This window comes from Arthrobacter globiformis, from assembly GCF_003261175.1.
Lineage (GTDB): Bacteria > Actinomycetota > Actinomycetes > Actinomycetales > Micrococcaceae > Arthrobacter > Arthrobacter globiformis_A.
Map to the genome: position 1 here is coordinate 30,287 of NZ_QLNP01000013.1, position 19,234 is coordinate 49,520.

Annotated in this window: 14 protein-coding genes; 6 read left to right on the plus strand and 8 right to left on the minus strand. The window is 66.7% G+C overall.

All coding sequences use genetic code 11. The features are described 5' to 3' along the window. Positions 1-44 precede the first annotated feature (44 nt). On the plus strand, positions 45-746 hold the full coding sequence (locus DBZ45_RS01460; protein ID WP_111902209.1) for a ThuA domain-containing protein: 702 nt from the start codon (positions 45-47) through the stop codon (positions 744-746). Next, a complete protein-coding gene (locus tag DBZ45_RS01465; RefSeq protein WP_111902210.1) occupies positions 731-1,864 on the plus strand; it encodes a Gfo/Idh/MocA family protein in 1,134 nt (377 codons plus the stop codon). Before DBZ45_RS01460 ends, DBZ45_RS01465 begins: the two co-directional genes overlap by 16 nt. A gap of 52 nt (positions 1,865-1,916) precedes the next feature. Here the strand turns inward: DBZ45_RS01465 and DBZ45_RS23440 are convergent, their stop codons facing one another. Further along, positions 1,917-2,552 carry an HNH endonuclease gene (locus tag DBZ45_RS23440; RefSeq protein WP_317616940.1) on the minus strand — a complete coding sequence of 212 codons (636 nt, stop codon included), beginning with the start codon at positions 2,550-2,552 and terminating at the stop codon, positions 1,917-1,919. 194 nt (positions 2,553-2,746) lie between these two features. Between DBZ45_RS23440 and DBZ45_RS23730 the strand changes: the two genes are divergently transcribed. Further along, positions 2,747-3,100: a hypothetical protein gene (locus DBZ45_RS23730; RefSeq protein ID WP_440130487.1), complete on the plus strand. Its 354-nt coding sequence runs from the start codon at positions 2,747-2,749 to the stop codon at positions 3,098-3,100. A 614-nt stretch (positions 3,101-3,714) separates the two neighbouring features. On the opposite strand, the gene DBZ45_RS01475 is transcribed toward DBZ45_RS23730, so the two are convergent. Both DBZ45_RS01475 and xylA read right to left on the minus strand, forming a co-directional pair. After that, positions 3,715-5,217: a xylulokinase gene (locus DBZ45_RS01475; protein WP_111902211.1), complete on the minus strand. Its 1,503-nt coding sequence runs from the start codon at positions 5,215-5,217 to the stop codon at positions 3,715-3,717. A gap of 37 nt (positions 5,218-5,254) precedes the next feature. Next, positions 5,255-6,445 carry a xylose isomerase gene (gene xylA / locus DBZ45_RS01480; protein ID WP_111902212.1) on the minus strand — a complete coding sequence of 397 codons (1,191 nt, stop codon included), beginning with the start codon at positions 6,443-6,445 and terminating at the stop codon, positions 5,255-5,257. A gap of 208 nt (positions 6,446-6,653) precedes the next feature. Between xylA and DBZ45_RS01485 the strand changes: the two genes are divergently transcribed. Together DBZ45_RS01485 and DBZ45_RS01490 are read left to right on the plus strand one after the other, a co-directional pair. Beyond that, positions 6,654-7,952 carry an FAD-binding protein gene (locus DBZ45_RS01485; RefSeq protein WP_111902213.1) on the plus strand — a complete coding sequence of 433 codons (1,299 nt, stop codon included), beginning with the start codon at positions 6,654-6,656 and terminating at the stop codon, positions 7,950-7,952. A 10-nt stretch (positions 7,953-7,962) separates the two neighbouring features. Beyond that, entirely contained in the window at positions 7,963-9,177 is a 1,215-nt protein-coding gene (locus DBZ45_RS01490; protein WP_111902214.1) for an ROK family transcriptional regulator, read from the plus strand. A gap of 121 nt (positions 9,178-9,298) precedes the next feature. Here DBZ45_RS01490 and DBZ45_RS01495 read toward each other — a convergent pair whose 3' ends face one another. The 5 genes from DBZ45_RS01495 to DBZ45_RS01515 all read right to left on the minus strand — a co-directional run bounded on the left by DBZ45_RS01495 (position 9,299) and on the right by DBZ45_RS01515 (position 18,007). Continuing rightward, entirely contained in the window at positions 9,299-12,493 is a 3,195-nt protein-coding gene (locus DBZ45_RS01495) for an Ig-like domain-containing protein (RefSeq protein ID WP_190242958.1), read from the minus strand. Between the two features lie 48 nt (positions 12,494-12,541). Further along, positions 12,542-14,581: a beta-galactosidase gene (locus DBZ45_RS01500; RefSeq protein ID WP_111902215.1), complete on the minus strand. Its 2,040-nt coding sequence runs from the start codon at positions 14,579-14,581 to the stop codon at positions 12,542-12,544. A gap of 150 nt (positions 14,582-14,731) precedes the next feature. Further along, on the minus strand, positions 14,732-16,075 hold the full coding sequence (locus tag DBZ45_RS01505; protein WP_111902216.1) for an ABC transporter substrate-binding protein: 1,344 nt from the start codon (positions 16,073-16,075) through the stop codon (positions 14,732-14,734). Between the two features lie 43 nt (positions 16,076-16,118). After that, positions 16,119-17,054, minus strand: coding sequence for a carbohydrate ABC transporter permease (locus DBZ45_RS01510; protein WP_111902217.1), 936 nt, complete (start codon positions 17,052-17,054; stop codon positions 16,119-16,121). A 2-nt stretch (positions 17,055-17,056) separates the two neighbouring features. After that, positions 17,057-18,007 carry a carbohydrate ABC transporter permease gene (locus DBZ45_RS01515; protein ID WP_223256866.1) on the minus strand — a complete coding sequence of 317 codons (951 nt, stop codon included), beginning with the start codon at positions 18,005-18,007 and terminating at the stop codon, positions 17,057-17,059. Between the two features lie 117 nt (positions 18,008-18,124). Between DBZ45_RS01515 and DBZ45_RS01520 the strand changes: the two genes are divergently transcribed. Beyond that, positions 18,125-19,207 (plus strand): LacI family DNA-binding transcriptional regulator, encoded by a 1,083-nt coding sequence (locus DBZ45_RS01520; protein WP_317616939.1) that lies wholly within the window; start codon positions 18,125-18,127, stop codon positions 19,205-19,207. Positions 19,208-19,234: the final 27 nt, after the last annotated feature.

A 19,234-nucleotide genomic window follows, 5' to 3' on the forward strand; every position in this document is an offset into this window, starting at 1 on the left:
ACCAGAGAACCCAACGCTTCACCCGACGAGACTGCAAGGAAACCATGACAAGCGAGAACAAGACCGCCTTGGTGGTGCGCGGGGGCTGGGACGGACACCAGCCCATTGAGGCCACCGAGCTGTTCATCCCATACCTGAAAGAGCAAGGCTACGAGGTGCGGGTGGAGGAATCACCCAAAATCTACGCCGATGCCCAATACATGGCCGGCGTGGACCTGATCGTCCAGTGCATGACCATGTCCACCATTGAAAAAGACGAGTTCGAGGGCCTGCGGACCGCCGTCGAGAACGGTACCGGCCTGGCCGGCTGGCACGGCGGGATCGCGGACTCCTACCGCAACACCTCTGACTACCTGCACCTGGTCGGCGGACAGTTCGCCTGCCACCCAGGCAAGCACCCCGACGAACGCAAAGGCGAGCAGGCGGACAACTATGTCCCCTACACCGTGAACATGCTCCCCGCAGCGAAAGAACACCCCATCACCGAAGGCATCGGCGACTTCGACCTCGTCACCGAACAGTACTGGGTCCTGGCCGACGACTACATCGACGTCCTGGCCACCACCACCCAAAAGGTACGCGAATGGGACCCGTGGCACCGCGAAGTGACGTCACCGGCCATCTGGACCCGCCAGTGGGGCAAGGGCCGGATTTTCGTCGCAACGCCGGGCCACCGCGTGGAAATTCTCCAGGACACCACCGTCCGCACAATCATCGAAAGGGGACTGCTGTGGGCAAGCCGCTAAACGCAGGAGAGCACACACGAGTAGGAATCATCGGCTGCGGCAAGATTGTTGAGCAGTACCTGGCCAGCTTCCGCCGCCTTCAGGACCTCATCAGCCTCGTGGCCGTCGCAGACCTCGACCCTGCGCGCGCCCAGGCGGTCGCCGACGACTACGAGGGCGTGCGAGCCCTCACAGTCGAGGAGCTCCTGGCGGCAGACGACGTGGAACTCGTGCTGAACCTGACCATCCCCGCTGCCCATGCCGACGTCGCCCTCAAAGCAATCGCCGCCGGAAAGAGCGTCTATGGCGAAAAGCCGCTGGCAGCGACAACCGCGGAGGCACGGCAAGTGCTGGAGGCCGCCGAGGCGGCCGGCGTCCTGGTCGGATGTGCTCCCGACACAGTGCTTGGGACCGGCATCCAAACCGCCCGCAAAGCGATCGACAGCGGGCTGATCGGTGCACCTATCAGCGCAACGGCCACCATGGTGACGCCCGGCCACGAACGCTGGCACCCTAATCCGGATTTCTACTACCAGCCCGGCGGCGGTCCCCTGCTGGACATGGGCCCGTACTACGTCAGCGCGCTGGTCACCCTGCTGGGGCCGGTGGTCTCCGTGGTGGGTGCTGCCAGCCACACCCGCAACGAGCGGACCATCGGTTCCGGGCCGCGGGCTGGGGAGAAGGTGCCGGTGGCCATCGACTCACATGTCACTGGGCTCCTGGTGCATGCTTCCGGCGCGTTGTCCACGCTGCTCATGAGCTTCGACGCCGTGAAATCCAAGTCGCCCAACATCGAAATCCACGGTGAACGCGGATCCCTGGCCGTGCCTGACCCGAACCATTTCGACGGCGATGTCCAGGTTTTCCCGCTGGGCGGCGACGACTGGCAGACCCTGCCGGTCTCTGCGGGCTACGTCGACTCCGGACGTGGCTTCGGGATCGCCGACCTCGCCGCCACGGTCCCAGGCTCCGAGCCGCGCGCCGGCGGTCAGTTGGCCTACCACGTCCTCGAGGTGATGGAGTCCATTCTGGCTTCGGCCCGGACGGGTTCCGCAGTGCAGATCAATAGCACGGCGGCCCGTCCGGAGCCGGTGGAACTGACGACAATGGCAGCACAGGTGGCCGAGGCCAGCTCGTAGAGGACTCAGCTAGGGCGACCTATTAGGCGGCGGCGGCATTTCCGCCGCCGCCTCACTCGTCGTGGGGTGGACCTTGGCCACTCCACTGACCGTTTTCGGGCAGGCTGTTGGCGGTTCGGTTTGTTCCCGGCAGTGGCGGTGCTGTGGAGCCATAGCTGTGGCCGGTGGGCGTGGTGATTTCGAAGGTATGTCGCGGCCCTGGCCTGGGCTGTGCCGTCCAGCCGGGGAGTTCTTTGGTGTGGTTGCAGGCTTCACAGAGACCCGCACCATTGGCGAGGGATGTCGGGCCGTCGTCGTGCCAGGGGATGATGTGGTCGTGATGGCGGATGGGGGCGTCGCAGTAGGGGGTGCGGCAGGTGTCGTCGCGGATTTGGATGAAGCGGCGCAGCGGTGCGGGAAAGAGCCGTCGCCTCGAGTCCATGGCGACCAAGTCGCCGGTTCCTGGTGCGGTGTATAGCCGGCGGATCCAGGTCTTGAGTTCCTCCCTGCTGGCGGCTGAATCGCCCGCGGCTGGTTGGACCGGCTGTTCTCCTTCCCCTGTGTGATGAGGTTTCGAGCGAAGGCGGCGGGGACGATGCCGTACCCGGCGAGGCGGGCGGGTTCGCTGTCGCCTTGGAATAGGGTGCGGTCCGTTATGACGAGGTTGAGGTCTATCCCCCTGATTCCGGCGGGGGTGCCGGTGGTCCATTCGACGAGGGTGTCGGCCTTGATCTGGTTCAGCGTGCGCGGGTCTCCGGCGGCTTTGAGGGTTTCGGCGTTCCGGGTCAGGGCCGTGTACACGGCGACTCCCTGGTGGGCAGGAAGAAGCGCGGTGAAATAGGTCATGCAGTCCGGGGCCGGGCGCAGGCTCACGGAACGTTCCGACGCGGCGTGGCGTGCACGTTGGGTGACGGAGCGGGGGTCCCGCCGAATCGCAGCCGCCCTGACGGCTGCCACCACGGCCCGGGTTCCCGCGCCGGTGAAGGTTCCGGTGTCGGCCGCGAGTTCCTCATCGACCGCGGTCCGGTCTTCCACGGTCAGGCAGGCCGTCTCTTTCACGAAATACATGGCGCGCTCTTCGTTGAGTTGGCCGGTGTCCAGCGCGCCAAGGGTGTGCGGCATTTCGACGACCAGGGCTTTAGACATCCCGAGCAGGCGGCCGCCGCGGTGCGGGGATTCGCCGCGGGCCAGCGCGATCTGCTCAGCCGCACCCAGGTCCCGGTCTTTGCCGCGGTCCTTGCCCAGGTCCTCCGCTGACAGCGTCCGGTCCGAGTAGTTCCCACGCTCCGTTTCTTCCTGGCGGAGCCGGGCCTCGAAGGTCACCGAGACCCGCGCCTGTTGCCCGGCAGCCCAGCACTTGACGTTCTCATATGCACGGACTTGATCGATCAGCCCGGCACTGTCAGCCGTGAGGTCAGCTGCCGGGAGAAAGCACCCCGCAGCAGCGCTCGAGGGAACGCCGTCGTCAAAGAGGTCGTCGCAAGAACGGTCCGCAAACAGGACCTCGGGGAAGGGATCCTCCGGGAGGGGTGCCGGATACACGGCGTCGAGATCGTCGTCATACGGCAACCCGTCGGCGGCAAACCCATTGTCGGCGAACGCATCGAAGTGGAAATCGGCGTCCGGAAAAGCAGCAGCCTGCAGGACGCTGCCGCGCGGCACCGCTGCCAAAGCCAGCTCCGATTTCCCAATTCCATCCATAGATACAGTCTGAGGAGGGGGTACGACATTAAAGGCCAATCCGGGACCAGATTCAGGCGGAATTCAGAAAACTTTTTTAATCACGGGCGAGCGGAAACTGGGTAGCACCTCAGGGCGTTCTCGGGCCTGAGAACGCCCTGAGCTGCTACCCAGTTGGGCGGGGGATAAGCTCAGCCTGCGGCCATCTCCACCTTGTGCTGCTCCACCTTGTGCTGCTCCACTTTGTACTGCTCCGCAATCGCAGGCCGGTAGTCCGGCTCCGGACGTCCATCCAGCGCCAGACTCCATGTCGGCCGCTCCCCCGTCAGCGCCCAGGCGGCCTGCACGGCCGCTCCCCGGGCCACGTACTCGCCGGGGCTGGGAACCAGCACGGGCAGGTCGAAAACTTGGGCGGCGATCCGCTGGACGGCGGGGTTCTGAACTGCGCCGCCGATCAGCAGGAGGCGCTCGGCAGGATGACCCAAAGCGCGAAGGGCGTCCAGACCACCGGCCAGCCCGCACAGCATCCCTTCGACGGCCGCCCGCGCAAGGTTGCTGCGCGTGGTCGACGCGATGGTCAGCCCGGAGAAGCTGGCCGTGGAGTGCGGCAGGTTGGGTGTCCGTTCCCCCTCGAAGTACGGGACCAGCACCACTCCACCGGCCCCCGGTTCAGCCTCCAGGGCCAGCCGGGACAGGTCGTCGAAGTCCACACCCAGCAACCCGGCGATAGATGTCAGCACCCGCGCTGCGTTGAGGGTCACGGCAATCGGCAGGAACAGGCCGCTCGCGTCGGCAAAGCCCGCCACCGTCCCGCTGGGGTCACTGATGGGCTCATCGGAGACGGCGAACACCGTCCCGCTGGTGCCCACGGATACGACGACGTCACCCGCCCGGGCGCCCAGGCCCAGGGCCGCTGCGGCATTGTCCCCCGCACCGGCACCCAGCAAAATCGGCCGCCCCGCAATGTCAGCGTGGACGGCGCCGGGCGAAGCGCCCGGCGCCAGGACTCGGGGCAGGATCACGGCATCCCCGGCTGCCTCCGACGCACCAAATGCATCCTGCCCGGCTTCAACAGCATCCCGCCCCAAGGCCAGCCTGAACAGCTCCAGGTCATACGCACCCGTAGCCGGGTTCCAGTAGCCGGTGCCGCTGGCGTCGGATCGATCGGTGGTGAGCTGCCCCAGGTCGGGGCCCAGCGGGCTGGCGCCAGCCGGGCCGTAGCCGCGCAAACGCCAAGTCAGCCAGTCGTGCGGCAGGGCGACGGCGGCCACCCGGCTGGCGATGGCCGGCTCATGGTCTCGGACCCAGCGGACCTTGGTGACCGTGAACGAAGCCACCGGTACCAGGCCTGTCCGCTTGGCGTAGTCCTCGGCGCCCACTTCTTCCGCGAGGGCTGCGGCCGACCCTGCCGACCGGGTGTCGTTCCAGAGCAGCGCCGGCCGCAGCACGTTGCCGTCCCCGTCCAGCAGCACCATGCCGTGCTGCTGGCCACCCACGGAAAGCGCGCTGACCCCGGAAAGCCCGCCGGCGTCGTCGAGCGCTTCGGACAGCGCCCGCCACCAGTGGTCCGGGTGGACCTCGGTGCCGTCCGGATGGCCGGCCCGGCCCTCCCGGACCAGGGCGCCGGTGTCCGCGTCCAGCACCACCACCTTGCAGCTTTGGGTCGAGGAATCGACGCCGGCAACCAATGACATGGGAACAGCCGTTGACGTAGGAGCAGCCACCACAGTACTACCGGGCGCCGAGCAGGTGCTCGATGAAGAGCTGCTGGAGCTTCACGAAACCGAAGCCCTTGCCGCCGAAGTAGGCGTCGGCGTCGAAATCCTCGTAGGACGAGCGGTCCGCGAGCAGCTGCTCGTAGCCTTCGCCCGGGTTCAGGGTGGGGACGTTGATCTCGGAAACCCGCGACGCCTCCAGGGCTGCCTGCACCTCGGGGTCGGAGCGGAAGGCCTTGGCGCGCTCCTTAAGCAGCAGGTAGGTCTGCATGTTCGCGGCAGCGGAATCCCAGACGCCGTTGATGTCCTCAGTCCGGCTGGGCTTGTAGTCGAAGTGGCGCGGGCCGTTGTAGGCCGGCCCGCCCTGCGGGCCGCCGTTTTCCAGCAGGTCAACCAGGGAGAAGGCGTTCTGCAGGTCGCCGTGGCCGAACACCAGGTCCTGGTCGAACTTGATGCTGCGCTGCCCGTTGAGGTCGATGTGGAAGAGCTTGCCCTGGTACAGCGCCTGCGCGATGCCGTGGGTGAAGTTCAGCCCGGCCATCTGCTCGTGGCCGGTTTCTGGGTTGATACCCACAAGCTCCGGCCGCTCGAGGGTCTCGATGAACGCCAGGGCGTGGCCAAGGGTAGGCAGCAGGATGTCGCCGCGCGGTTCGTTGGGCTTGGGCTCGATCGCGAAGCGGATGTTGTAACCCTTGTCCGTCACGTAGTCGCCCAGCAGGTTCACGGCCTCGCGGTAGCGCTCGAGGGCGCCGCGGATGTCCTTCGCGGCGTCGTACTCGCTGCCTTCGCGCCCGCCCCACATCACGAAGGTCTCGGCGCCCAGTTCGGCGGCGAGGTCGATGTTCTCCAAGACCTTGCGGAGGGCGAAGCGGCGCACACCGCGGTCGTTGCTGGTGAAGCCGCCGTCCTTGAAGACCGGGTGGCTGAACAGGTTGGTGGTCACCATGGGCACCACCATGCCGGTGGACTTCAGCGCACCGGTCAGGCGGTCGATCTCCCGCTGCCGGTCCGCCGCGGAGCAGCCGAACGGGAACAGGTCGTTGTCGTGGAAGGTGATGCCGTAGGCACCAAGATCGCTGAGCCGGTTGATGGCCTCCACCGTGTCCAGCGGCGGGCGGGTCGCGGAGCCGAACTGGTCCTGCGCCTCCCAGCCAACGGTCCACAGGCCGAAGGAAAACTTGTCATCACGCGTGGGCTGAATCGCCATTGAGTGCTCCCGTTTCGTTTGGAGGGACCTGCCCCTAAAGAAGGAAAGCGTAGATCCCTAATATGTTCCACAAACAAACATATTGCTTTTTTTCGACCTGTCAACCGTTTTTCGTGAACTAAATACGCAGTCCTGATACGCGGAAACACCTACCACCAGGCCGATGCCGGGTGTTATGTTCTTTGAAACACCAAACGAAGGGCAGGCAATGGTCAGCGAAGCAGGAACTGAGCTGCACACCGCGGGGCACAACTGGGCCGGCAACCTCAGATACGCCGCCGCACAGGTGCGGGAACCGGCGACGGTGGCGGAACTCCAGGACCTGGTGGCCGGAGCCCGGAAACTTCGTGCGCTCGGTTCGCGGCATTCCTTCAACCGCATCGCCGACACCACCGGCGTCCTGGTCTCGCTGGAGCACCTGGCGCCTGTCTTCGAGGTGGACCCCGCCGAGATGACAGTGACCGTGAGCGGCGGCACCCGCTACGGAACCCTGGCGGCCGAGCTCCAGCGGCAGGGCTATGCCCTGCACAACCTGGCTTCGCTCCCCCACATTTCAGTAGCCGGGGCCGTGGCCACCGCAACCCATGGCTCCGGCGACCGCAACGGCAACCTGGCCACCGCCGTCGCCGGCCTTGAACTGGTGACCGCCGACGGCGTGATCCTCACGGCGCGCCGCGGGGAGCCCGACTTTGACGGCATGGTGGTGAACCTCGGCGCCCTGGGCATCGTAAGCAGCCTGACTCTCGACATCGAACCGACATTTGGGGTCTCGCAGACGGTGTTCAATGCCCTTGACTGGGACCAGGTCCTGGCGAATTTCGACGACGTCACCTCCTCCGCGTACAGCGTCAGCCTGTTCACCGACTGGAGCGGGGACCGTATCAGCCAGGCCTGGCTGAAATCCCGGATGGAGGGAGGACCAGCACCGGCCGAAGCCATAGCGGAACGCGCCGGCTTCTTCGGCGGCAACCCTGCCAAAGAACCGAGGCATCCCATCGCCGGAGTGCCGGGAACCACCTGCACGCAGCAACTGGGCGTGCCCGGTCCGTGGTCGGACAGGCTGGCCCACTTCCGGATGGAATTCACTCCCAGCAAGGGCGACGAGCTGCAGACCGAGTACCTGGTCCCCCGCGAGCACGCCGTGGACGCCATCCAGACCATGCGCCGGCTGTCCCACCTGGTGACTCCGCTGCTGCTGGTCTCGGAAATCCGCACCATGGCAGCCGACAGTCTCTGGCTGAGCCCGAACTACGGCACCGACAGCATTGGCCTGCACCTCACCTGGCGGCAGGACCAGCCCGCCGTCGAGGCCGTGCTCCCGGTGATCGAGGCCCAGCTGGCGCCGTTCGGCGCCCGCCCGCACTGGGGCAAGCTGTTCGACGGCGATGCCTCCCGACTCGCGCCGCGCTACCCCCGCTTCGCGGACTTCAAGGCCCTCGCGGACCGCCTCGATCCAGAGGGGAAGTTCCGCAACGACTTCCTCAACACCAAGGTTTTCGGCAGCTGATATTGTTCCGATGATGTCTTCCCCTCGCCAACGGGCTGCCCCGACCGCGCCGCCCAGCGAGCTGGACCCGTCCCGGCGGAATAACCTGGCCCTGATCACGTCCCTGGTCCACCATCACCGTGTCCTCAGCCGCGCGCAGCTGACGAAAAGGACCGGGCTGAATAGGTCAACAGTCGGAACCCTGATCGGACAGCTGGTTGCGCTCGGACTGGTCTACGAAACCGCGCCCACGGGCGAAGCCCAGGTGGGCCGGCCGAGCCCCGAGGTGCGTCCGAGCCCCTCCATTGCGGCGCTCGCCGTGTACCCGGAGATCGACGCGGTCACCATTGGCCTGGTCAACCTCGGCGGCATCGTCCAGAAGAAGATCCGGTTCGCCACCGAACGGATTCCCAGCGCACGGGAGGCGGTCAACATCGCCGCTGCCGTGATTGAGGGGATGCGCACGGAGCTGGAGCACTCCTACCGGATCACCGGCATCGGCGTGGCGGTGCCCGGCCTGGTTAATCCCGACGACGGGACTGTGCGCCACGCGCCGCATCTGGGCTGGCGGGACGAGCCTGTGGCCCGGATGCTGAGCGAGGCCACCGGCTACGCCTGCCAGGCCGCCAATGACGCTTCGCTCGCGGCGGAGGCGGAACTGATCTTCGGGGCCGGCGCCGGGCGGGATAACCTCATATACCTCAACGGCGGGGCGAGCGGCGTCGGCGGCGGGATCATTTCCAACGGCATGCTGCTCCGCGGGGCGTCCGGCTACGCCGGGGAATTGGGCCATACCTTCGTCCGCACCTCCGGCGAGCAGTGTCACTGCGGCGCCACGGGCTGCCTGGAAACCGAGGTGTCCCAGGGACGACTCTTCGAACTTCTGGGCCTCAGCGGCGGCGACACGCCCCAGCTGGAGCAGGCCCTCCGCGCTTCAAGCAGCCCTGCTGTCGCCGGGGAGATCTCCCGGCAGTTGAGCTTCCTGGCCATCGCACTGCGGAACGCCGTCAACACCTTCAACCCGGAGGTGATCATCCTCGACGGCTTCCTGGGGGTCCTGTACGCTCTCGCGCCGTCCGCCCTTGATGACCTGCTGCTGTCCCAGGCCATGGACGGGCCGGCCGCCCAGGCCAAGGTGCACCCCGCGGCACTCGGTTCCAACCTGATGATGATCGGCGCGGCGGAACTTGGATTCGCCCGGTTCCTGGCGGACCCCAGCGGCTTCGGGGCTGCCCTGACGGCATAAGCCGGGTCGACGGCACAGGCCAGCTTTACGGCTGCGCCGGGTAACAGCAGAAGGCACCGGGTGCGCCGATTGGGACGCACCCGGTGCCTGCATATACCTGACTTATAGGAACGCCAGGCTACTACCGGCCGAACACCACATCGTAGGTCCGGTTCTGGCTTCCGTCTTCGCTCTTGACGGTGACCACGGCTTTTCCCGTCTGCTTGTCAGCCGGTTGCACGGTGACCGTCGCGTAGGGGTCAGCTGCGGTGGCCGTGACCTCCTGCCGCCCTCCCTGAGCGTCAGCCCGGTAGGCGGTGACGTCCGGGTCGAAGCCTGCCAGCGGCTGGCCGTTGACGGAAATCCCGGCTGCAACGGCGTCGGAGGACTGGCCCGGAGCCGTGGCCAGAACCTGGACCTCGCTGACCGTCATGTGGGTGTTCGTGCGGGCAGCGAGCACCACGCGCACGTCCTTGGTGTCGACGTTGGCCACCGGAACCGTGACCACCGGGGCGGGGCTGCCGCCGGGAACCTGCACCGAAGCACCGGCGTTCTTCCACGTGCCGTCGGCCGCCTTGGTCTGAACCTGCAGGCTTTGGGCATAGCTGTCAGTTGATCCGTCGCGGTAGAAGTGAACCTTCACGCCGCTCACTGTCTTCTGCTGGGGCAGGGAGACGGATAGGGTATCCGTGGTGTTCTTGGTGCCCGATTTCCAGTTGGACCAGGCCTTGTCCGTCAGGTTGCCGTTGCCCAGTCCGGCCGTGCCGTAGCCCGGCTCGGTGAAGGAGGCGCTGAACGTGGCACCACCGTCGTCGGCCACGTTGTCCGCCGTTCCCGCCGTGACCTGCACCCGAACGGTAGCCGGCAACGTCCGGCCGTCGGCGGCGTCGGCCGTGCCTGCCACACTGGCCACGCCGGTCTCAGTGAACGCGGGAGCCGCGTCCCAGACCACTGGCCGCTCCACCTTGCTGCCGCCGGCAGTCACCGCTGTCACGGTGGCGGGCAGCGCGGGCGTTCCGCCAACGTAGGTCTTGGCCCTCGCCGGGAGCGTCGAGACGAGCGTGTCGACGGTTACCCTGGCTGTCACCGGACGGGCGGCCCCCAGGACGTCCGTCGCCGTTCCGTGCACCTCAACGGTTCCGGGCTTGCTCCACCGGCTCTCCGGCGGCATCGTCCAGGTCACCGGCAGTGTGCCCCGGGCGCCGTCGCGGTAGACGGGGACCACCGTGGCGGGCAGCTGCGGCGTGGTCCCGGGCACCGTGAAGGCTGTGACGCTCTGGAATCCCTGGACAGTTTCATCGATGACGTGCCAGCGCTGGTTCTCACCCGAGTTGGCGGTCCACAGCGTCACCGGCGACCCGTCCGCGGTGGCATGACCGCCCACCTCGAGGAGCCGGTCGTTTGCCGCGTTGACGAACGTGTAGGTGCCGTCACCGGTGGTGGACATGGTCCACTGCGAGGGTTCGGCCGGCGTTGCCTCCGCCGGCACCAGCTGGGGCGTTCCGTCGACGACGGCGAGCTGCCGCCCGCCGTCGGCCGTTTCAATGGCGTAACGGGCGCGGCTGCTGTTTTCGCCGCTGAGGCGGCGGATGTTCCACTGCTGGTCCGCGCCGGCGCCGGAACGGATGACGGCGGTGCTGCCGGTTCCCTGGGTAAGGGACTTGCCGCTTTCCACACCCTTGAGGCTGTAGACGTGATCCGCCTGCACGAGGGCGGCGTCCTTGGCCACGCCGTGCACACCGTTGACCAGGAACGTCGTGACGGACTCGGCCGGTACCGTGAGGACAGCCGTGCGGTCCTTTCCGACGGCGACAGGCTCACCCTCCACGAGCGCGCCGGACGCGTCGCTGGTCACCGGCGTCACGGTGGCGTTGCCCTGGATTGCACCAAATCGGGAAAGGTCCAGGGCCACGGGGCGCTGCTGCTTGCTGTCGTTCACGTGCACCACGGTGGCTCCGGAGTCCGAGACCGCGGCCGCGCTGTTCAGGTCATCCACCTTGACCAGGCGGTCCCCGGGCTTGATGAAGTGGGTGAAGTTCCGCGCGGTGTTGTACTTGGTGTTCGTGTAGATCGGGCAGCTTTCGAGGGTGTCCCCGGCGGCACAGTCGAACGGCAGCTGGATCTCGCCCCAGTTGGAGCCGATGGCGCTTTCGCCGCCCGGCTTCATGTTGTTGTAGTCCTCAACGGGCTGCCAGAACACCCAGGCCTCGGGCTCCAGCTCGCGGAGGTCGTTGACCATGTGCTGGGCCAGGCCAAGGCCCGGCTGCATGCTCGTGAAATTCTGACCGTCCATCCACGAGCCGCCGGTCTCGCTCATCCAGAGCGGCTTGTCCTCCCCCTTGGCGATGTCCCGGACGGACGTCCGCTGCCCGGTCCCGTAGGTGTGGACGTTGAGCTGCGCGACGTTCTCCTTGGCTTCGGCGGAATAGCTGTTCCAGTTGTTGGCAAAGGTCGAGGGGTTGGTCTCGTCCATGGCGCTGATGACAGCGCCGGTCTCCGCGCTGGCCAGGGCCTTGGCCAGCGACTGGACCACCTTCTGCTGCAGTTCGGGGCCCATGTGGGCGCCTTCCTGCCGGCCGCCGACGGGCTGGCCGGACGCGTTGAGGCTGGTCCCCCAGTACGGCGTGTTCGGTTCGTTCATGGGATCGATCGTGTCGATCTTGATGCCGTGGGCCTTTTCAAGCCGCTTGACGACGCCGACCAGATACGAGGAGAAATCATCAACGCTTTCGGTCCGCAGCTGGTCCTGCGAGGAGTTGAAGCCACCCGAAACGTAGCCGCTGACCGTCTGGAACCACGGCGGGGAGTTGCTGAAGGCTTCCCAGTGCGTGATGTCGTTCTTGATCCGGTCCACCCACCAGCGCTGCGTCTGGTCGGCGTCGAGGTTCCAGTGCTCCGGGTTCGCCGGATCCCACCAGTCCTTGTCCTCCCGCGTGGTGCCGGCGGGCGCCTTCCACCAGCCCTCGACGGCGCCGCCGGCACGGAGGTAGTCCTTCACGTCGGGGGCGTTGCCGCCGCCGACGTTGTACCGCGCGATGTTGAGGTTCAGCCCGTCGTCGCCGAAGACCATGTCCGCGAGCTTGTTGCGGACTTCGTCCGGATAGTCACCGGTGGCGTTGGCGAACCAGACCAGACTGGTGCCCCACCCTTCGAAGGCCTCGCCCTGGTAGGACGGGTCCGGCCTTACCGTCACGGCGCCCGCCGGCACTGTTTCATCGGCTGCCTTGACCGGTGCCGGCGCGGCGAGCGCGGGTCCGGCCACGAGCCCTGCGGAGAAGACCGCCGCGGTGACGCCGGCGGCGGTCACGGCCCAGGGCCGTCTGGATCTCTTCGTCATTGAATTCCCTTCGGTGCGATGAAGTGCTGATCTCTGGGGATTGCTGTTTTATTTGGTGGTTTGCAGGACTGCCACGCCGCGGGCGGCAAGCTTGGCGGTGCCTTCGGTGGTGCGTTCGCCTGTGAGGGCGGTTCCGGGCACTGCCGAGATGTCGACGGCCTGGTCCGTGCGGTTGATCAGGAAAAGGAAGCGCTCGTCCTCCCCCGTGCGGACGGCGAGTTCGACGGCGCCACGGAGTTCCGCGGGCAGTTCAGACTCGATGCCGGCCAGGTGCGCGAATTCCCGCAGGACCGGGACCAGGCCGTCGGGTCCGAGGCGCGTCGCTACGTAGCCGGCGGACCCGTTGCCCACGCTGCGCCGGGTCACGGCCGGTTCGCCGGTGTGGCCACCGGAGGTGAACCGCCGCAGGACCTTCGTGTCCCCCGAGGTGGTGGCCACCGAGTCCGCCCACAGCGTGCCGGTCGACCCGTCGTCGAGCGTGGCCACTTCTCCGGGAGCCAGCGGCCCGAACTCTTCCACCCGGATCCCCAGCAATTCGCTGAGGGCGCCGGGGTATCCGCCCAGCCACACGTGGTCGTTCTGGTCCACGATGCCCGAGAAGTAGGTGGTCACCAGGTGGCCGCCTGCTTCGACGAAAGCGGTCAGCCGCGAACGCAGCTCCGCCGGCACCACGTGCAGGACCGGCGCGATGACCAGCTGGTATCCCTCAAAGGAGGCTGCCGCCGGGAGGACATCGGCGCGGATGCCGCTGGCCAGGAACGCGGAGTACCAGTCGAGGGCCTCCTGCCGGTAGCGGAGCCGGTCGGTCGGGTGGGAGTCCAGCTCGCTGGCCCACCAGGAGTCCCAGTCGAACAGGATCGCAGCCCGTGCCGGTTCGCGCCCGCTGCCCGTGATCGCCGAGAGTTCGCCAAGGGTCCGTCCCAGTGTGGTGACGTCGCGGAAGAGCCTGCTGTCACTGCCTGCGTGCGACACCATCGCGGAGTGGTACTTTTCCGCCCCGGCGCGCGACTGCCGCCACTGGAAGAAGCAGACCGCATCTGCCCCGTGGGCCACGTGGGTGAGCGAGTCCCGGGCCAGGGCCCCGGGCTTCTTGGGCGTGTTCACGGACTGCCAGTTGACGGCGCTGGTGGAGTGCTCCATGAGGAACCACGGGCTGCCGCCGGCGATGTTGCCGGTCAGGTTCGCGGAGAAGGACAGCTCGTCGTGGTCCTGCGGGCCCGGGATCACGTAGTGGTCATTCGAGACGAAGTCGACGTCGGCGGCCCAGGCCGCGTAGTCCATGCCCTTCGTCTCGCCCATCACCATGAAATTGGTGGTGACGGGGATGCCCGGGGTGATGCTGTTGAGGATGTCGCGTTCGGCGCGGAAGTATTCCTGCAGCGAGTCTGAGGAGAAGCGCTTGAAGTCCAGCTGCTGCGTGGGGTTCGGGTAGGACGCGGCCTGCCGCGGGGGGAAGATGTGGTTCCAGTCCGCGTAGCGCTGGGACCAGAAGTCGGTCCCCCAGGCGGTGTTCAGCTCCTCGAGGGTGCCATAGCGGTTCTGCAGCCAGACGCGGAAGGCGGCCGCGGCGTCGTCGGAATAGTCATAGATGTTGTGGCAGCCGAGTTCATTGGAAACATGCCAGGCACAGACGGCGGGGTGGTCCTTGTACCGCTCCGCCATGGTGCGCACAAGAGTTAACGCGTGCTCGCGGAAGACCGGGGATGTCGGCCGCCAGTGCTGCCGGCCGCCCGGCCAGAGGGTTTCGCCGTTGTGGGTGACAGGCAGGATTTCCGGGTGTTCGGCGGCGAGCCATGGCGGCGGGGAGGCGGTGGCCGTCGCGAGGTCCACGGCGATGCCGTTGGCATGGAGCAGGTCGATGATGTCGTCGAGCCAGGAAAAGTCCCAGGTATCCCGCGTGGGCTGGAGCCGGGCCCAAGAGAAGATGGCGAGGGACACGATGTTGACTCCGGCCTCCTGCATGAGGCGGACGTCCTCGGCCCAGACCTCGCGGGGCCACTGCTCGGGGTTGTAGTCGGCTCCGAAGGCCAGCCGCTTAATGTCCGGGGACGGCCAGCGCAGCCAGCGGGGGTTGGTGGCGAGGGACATGGATCTCCTATTTTGGGCACGGCTTTGCGGCCGCGAAGCTGGATGGCTGTGTGCCGGAATGGCCGTGGGCTTGGTGGCTGTGTGCTGGGATGGCGGCGGACGCGCCGGGCTGGCGCGTCCGCCGAGGCGGGGCGGTTTACGTGAGGGCTGTTATTCCTTGACGGTGAAGCCCTGATCGGTGCCGTACTTGACCGAGGCTTTCTGCCAGTCGGTCAGGCCGTCCTTGAGCTTGGTGCCGGACACGTAGGCCTGGCCGGCGGTGTCGTTGAAGATGCTGTTGGCGTAGACCTGGAAGGGCAGGTAGGACCAGCCGGCAGGAACATTCTTCGCTGATTCGGCGAAGATCTGGTTGGCCTTCTGGCCGCCGAAGTACTTGAACTGGGTGTTCTGGAACTTCTCGGACGCGAGGTCCTTCGAAGTGGCGGGGAACGCCCCGCCGTCGATCCGGGTTTGGACGCCTTCCTCCACGTTGGAGTACTTCAGGAAGCCGTAGGCCAGCGCGGCCTGGCTGCTGGCGGCGGGGATGGCCAGGGAGCTGCCGCCGTTTTCAGAGCTGCTGGTGGCACCCTTTTCCCACTGCGGCAGAGGCGCGACCCGCCATTTGCCGGCCCCGTCGGCGACGCCGGAGACGAGGTTCCCCGGCATCCAGGCGCCGGTGGACAGGGTGGCGATGGTTCCGTTGCCCAGGCCCTTGTACCACTCGTCGCTCCAGGAGCTGATGGGGGCCAGCAGGTCCTCGTCGATGAGCTTCTGCCAGGTCTCGGCGAACTTGGTGGAACCTTCGTCGGAGAAGTTCACGCCGACGTTGGTGCCGTCCACCTGGTAGGGCTTGCCGCCGGCCTGCCAGATCATGCTGGTGGTGAACCCGGCGTCCCCGGTGTCGTTGGCGATGTAGGCCTTGGGGTCAGCCTTCTTCAGCGCGCGTCCGGCCTCGAGGAATTCATCCCACGTGGTGGGGACTGCGATGCCGTGCTTGTCGAACAGCTCCTTGTTGTAGAACAGGGCCATGGGGCCCGAGTCCATGGGAAGACCGTAGACGCCGCCCTGTGCCCGGACGGAGGACCACGGACCGGCCGTGAAGGTGCCGTCAAGGTCTGCGGCGCCGAACTGGCCAAGGTCGGCCAGTGATTTGCTGAGGGCAAACTGCGGAAGTGCGTAGTACTCGATCTGCGCGACATCGGGCACGCCGGAGCCTGCGGAGATGGCGTTCTGCAGGGCGGTGTACTGGTCATTGCCGGTGCCGGCGTTGACGAGGTTGACGTCCACGTTGGGGTACTTGGCCTCGAAGCCTTCGGCGACCTTCTTCAGCGACTGGTCCCAGGCCCACACCGTCAGCTTGCCGCCCTTCTGGAGGGCTTGCTCGACGGCGTCGCTGCTGACCGTTTGCTGCGGCGCGGCGTTGCCGCCGCCTCCGCAGGCGGTGAACCCCAGGGCGAGCGCGGCGGCGACGGCGGAGCTCTGCAGCAGGCCGCGGCGGGTCAGGGTCTTGATCATGGTCTTCCTTCTAACTGCGTTGTTGATGAGGGTGGACGGAGCGTTATTCTTTGACGCTTCCGGCGGAAAGGCCGGACTGCCAGTAGCGCTGGAGCAGCAGGAACGCTGCGATCAGCGGCAGGATGGTGAGGAGGGAGCCGGTGATGACGAGGTTGAAGATGGCTTCCCCGCCGGCGGTGGCGGCCTGCGCGTTCCAGGCATTCAGGCCCAGGGTGAGGGGATACCAGTCGGGGTTCTTCAGCATGATCAGCGGCAGGAAGTAGTTGTTCCAGGTGGCCACCATGGTGAACAGCAACACGGTGACGATGCCCGGGGTCAGCAGCGGCAGGCAGACCTGGAAGAACGTGCGTGCCTCGCTGGCGCCGTCGATCCGGGCGGATTCCATGATCTCGGTGGGGATGGCCTCGGAGGCGAAGGTCCACATGAGGTACAGGCCGAAGGGCGAGATGAGCGAGGGGATGATCACGGCCCACGGGGTGTTGGTGAGTCCCATCTGGCTGAACATAAGGAACGTGGGGACGGCGAGGGCCGTGCCGGGAATGGCCACCGCACCGATGACGACGGCGAACACCGCCTTCCGGCCGGGAAAGTCGAACTTCGCCAGCGCGTAGCCGCCGAGGACGGCCAGGAACGTGGCACCGCCGGCGCCGAGGACGACGTACAGGACCGTGTTGGCGAACCAGCGAAGGAAGATCCCGCCGTCGTACGTTGCAGTCCGGGCGATGTTGTCCCCGAGGGCAAAATCGGCGTCGAACCACAGGCCGAAGGAGTTGAGGAGTCCGTCCTGGGTTTTGGTGGCGTTGACCAGCAGCCAGAACAGCGGGGCCAGGCTATAGAGCAGGACAAGGCCCATCAGGAGAGTCAGAGCCACGCTGCGTCGCGAACGCCGTCTTGTCCGTGGGGGCCGCAGCGTGGTGCGGAATCTTGCCGGGGATGATGCGCCGGCGCTGCCGTGACGGGCGGCTGTCTGAACGCTCATGGTCAGCGCTCCTTTCGCATGCCGCGGACCTGGACGGCATAGGCAATGGCCATGGTGATCAGCCCCATGATGATCGCCACCGTGGCGGAGTAGTTGTACTGCTGCCCGGAGAACGACAGGGAGAACGCGTACAGGTTGGGTGTGAAGTAGGTCGAGATGGTGTTGGGTGAGAGGCTTTTGAGGATGCTGGGCTCGTTGAAGAGCTGGAAGCTGCCGATCACGGAGAAGATGCTGGCCACCACGATGGCGCCGCGGATGGCCGGCAGCTTGATGGCGGTGATGACCCTCAGCTGGCCGGCGCCGTCGATCTCGGCCGCCTCATAGAGCGACTTGGGGATGACGGTCAGTGCGGAGTAAAAGATCAGCATGTTGTAGCCGATGAATTCCCAGGTGACGATGTTTCCGATGGAGGCCAGCACGAGTTCCGAGGAGAGCGGGCTGGGCAGGTTCAGGCCGAAGGCCTGGTTGATGTTTCCCACCAGGCCGAAGCGGGTGCCGTACATGAAGCCCCACATCAACGTGGCGACGACGGCCGGCACGGCATAGGGGAGGAAGACCGAGATCCGGAAGAACGACCTTCCGTAGAGCCGGCCGCTGTCCAGTGCGAGGGCTACAACGAGGGCGATGAACAGCATGACCGGAACCTGGACTGCCAGGAACAGGGAAACCCGTCCCAGCGCGGACCAGAACTGCGCGTCGCCCAGGGCCCGGGCGTAGTTGTCCAGGCCCACGAACGCGGTGCCGCCGATGAGCTGGTTGCGGAAGACGCTCAGGTAGATCGAGTAGACGATCGGGGCGAGGAAAACCAGGGCGAACACGGCCATGAACGGGCCGATGAACCACCAGCCAGCCCAGGAACGGCGGCTGGCGCGGCGGCTCGTGCGGCGGGTTGTCCGGCCAGCCGGAGTAGCCTCTCCGGTCGGCGCCGCGACTTGCGGGGACGTCATTGTCATGAAGGGTCCTCTGTAGGGCTGCGTCACCTGGAGGGCGACGGAAGGTGTTCTGTTTGCGTAAACATCCATGTGGGGTTTTGTTAGTGTTTGCGCAAACATGATTGGTACGATGGTGACATGGAGCACGAACCCGGTCAACCCCCGGTCCACGATTTGCCCGCCACACAGGGTGGCGCAGCCGCCGCGCTGCGGCGCAAACCCCAGGTGTCCATGGCCGACGTCGCGAAGCTGGCCGGCGTCTCCTCCCAAACGGTTTCCCGGGTGTCCAACGGGAGCCCGGACGTCATCGAAAGCACGCGGCGCCAGGTCATTGCGGCGATGAACGAGCTGGGATACCGGCCGAACAGCGCGGCCCGTGCGCTTAAACGGGGCAGTTTCCGGACCATCGGCGTGATCACGTTCTCGCTATCTTCGCTCGGGAACATGCGCACCCTGGAGGCCATCGCACTGAACGCTGCCCGGCAGGACTTCGCCATCACGCTGATCCCGGTGACCGCCCCAACCCAGGCCGGGATCCAGGGCGCGTTCTCCCGCATGGGCGAACTTGCCGTCGACGCGGTGATCGCCATCATGGAGGTCCACCTGCTGGATGCAGCGACGGTTACACTGCCCCCGGGAGTGAAGGTCGTCGTCGTCGATTCCGACGCCGGCGAGCAGTACAGCGTGGTGGACACCGACCAGGCCGACGGCGCCCGGAAGGCCGTCAGCCACCTCCTGAAGCTTGGCCACGAGACGGTCTGGCACGTCGCCGGCCCCGAGGAATCCTTCGCCGCCGAACGCCGCGCCGCCGCCTGGCGCAGCACCCTCACGGCCGCCGGCAAACCAGTGCCGCCGGTGCTCCGCGGCGACTGGTCAGCGGACTCCGGCTACGCAGCGGGGCTCCGGCTCGCCGACGAAACAGGCTGCACGGCGGTGTTCGCGGCCAACGACCACATGGCCCTAGGCCTGCTGCGGGCCTTCCGGGAAAAGGGAAAATCGGTTCCCGAGGACATCAGCCTGGTCGGGTTCGACGACGTCCCCGAAGCCTCCTCCTATGCTCCCCCGCTGACCACGGTCCACCAGAACTTTGCCGACGTCGGCAACCGGTGCGTGGACAACGTCCTGCAGCAGATCCGCACCAACAGGACGGAACCCGGCGTCACCCTGGTGCCCACCGAACTCGTGATCCGTGCAAGCACGGCGGCACCGAAGGCGAAATAGCTCACATTCGGCCAGGTACCGGTTGCC

What these genes read in the sequence shown, in the direction of transcription:
- DBZ45_RS01460 (WP_111902209.1), top strand. Translation starts at nt 45, where the DNA reads ATGACAAGCGAGAACAAGACCGCCTTGGTGGTGCGCGGGGGCTGGGAC.
- DBZ45_RS23440 (WP_317616940.1), bottom strand. Translation starts at nt 2,552, where the DNA reads ATGGACCACCGGCACCCCCGCCGGAATCAGGGGGATAGACCTCAACCT.
- DBZ45_RS01475 (WP_111902211.1), bottom strand. Translation starts at nt 5,217, where the DNA reads ATGTCATTGGTTGCCGGCGTCGATTCCTCGACCCAAAGCTGCAAGGTG.
- xylA (WP_111902212.1), bottom strand. Translation starts at nt 6,445, where the DNA reads ATGGCGATTCAGCCCACGCGTGATGACAAGTTTTCCTTCGGCCTGTGG.
- DBZ45_RS01485 (WP_111902213.1), top strand. Translation starts at nt 6,654, where the DNA reads ATGGTCAGCGAAGCAGGAACTGAGCTGCACACCGCGGGGCACAACTGG.
- DBZ45_RS01490 (WP_111902214.1), top strand. Translation starts at nt 7,963, where the DNA reads ATGATGTCTTCCCCTCGCCAACGGGCTGCCCCGACCGCGCCGCCCAGC.
- DBZ45_RS01495 (WP_190242958.1), bottom strand. Translation starts at nt 12,493, where the DNA reads ATGACGAAGAGATCCAGACGGCCCTGGGCCGTGACCGCCGCCGGCGTC.
- DBZ45_RS01500 (WP_111902215.1), bottom strand. Translation starts at nt 14,581, where the DNA reads ATGTCCCTCGCCACCAACCCCCGCTGGCTGCGCTGGCCGTCCCCGGAC.
- DBZ45_RS01505 (WP_111902216.1), bottom strand. Translation starts at nt 16,075, where the DNA reads ATGATCAAGACCCTGACCCGCCGCGGCCTGCTGCAGAGCTCCGCCGTC.
- DBZ45_RS01510 (WP_111902217.1), bottom strand. Translation starts at nt 17,054, where the DNA reads ATGAGCGTTCAGACAGCCGCCCGTCACGGCAGCGCCGGCGCATCATCC.
- DBZ45_RS01515 (WP_223256866.1), bottom strand. Translation starts at nt 18,007, where the DNA reads ATGACAATGACGTCCCCGCAAGTCGCGGCGCCGACCGGAGAGGCTACT.
- DBZ45_RS01520 (WP_317616939.1), top strand. Translation starts at nt 18,125, where the DNA reads ATGGAGCACGAACCCGGTCAACCCCCGGTCCACGATTTGCCCGCCACA.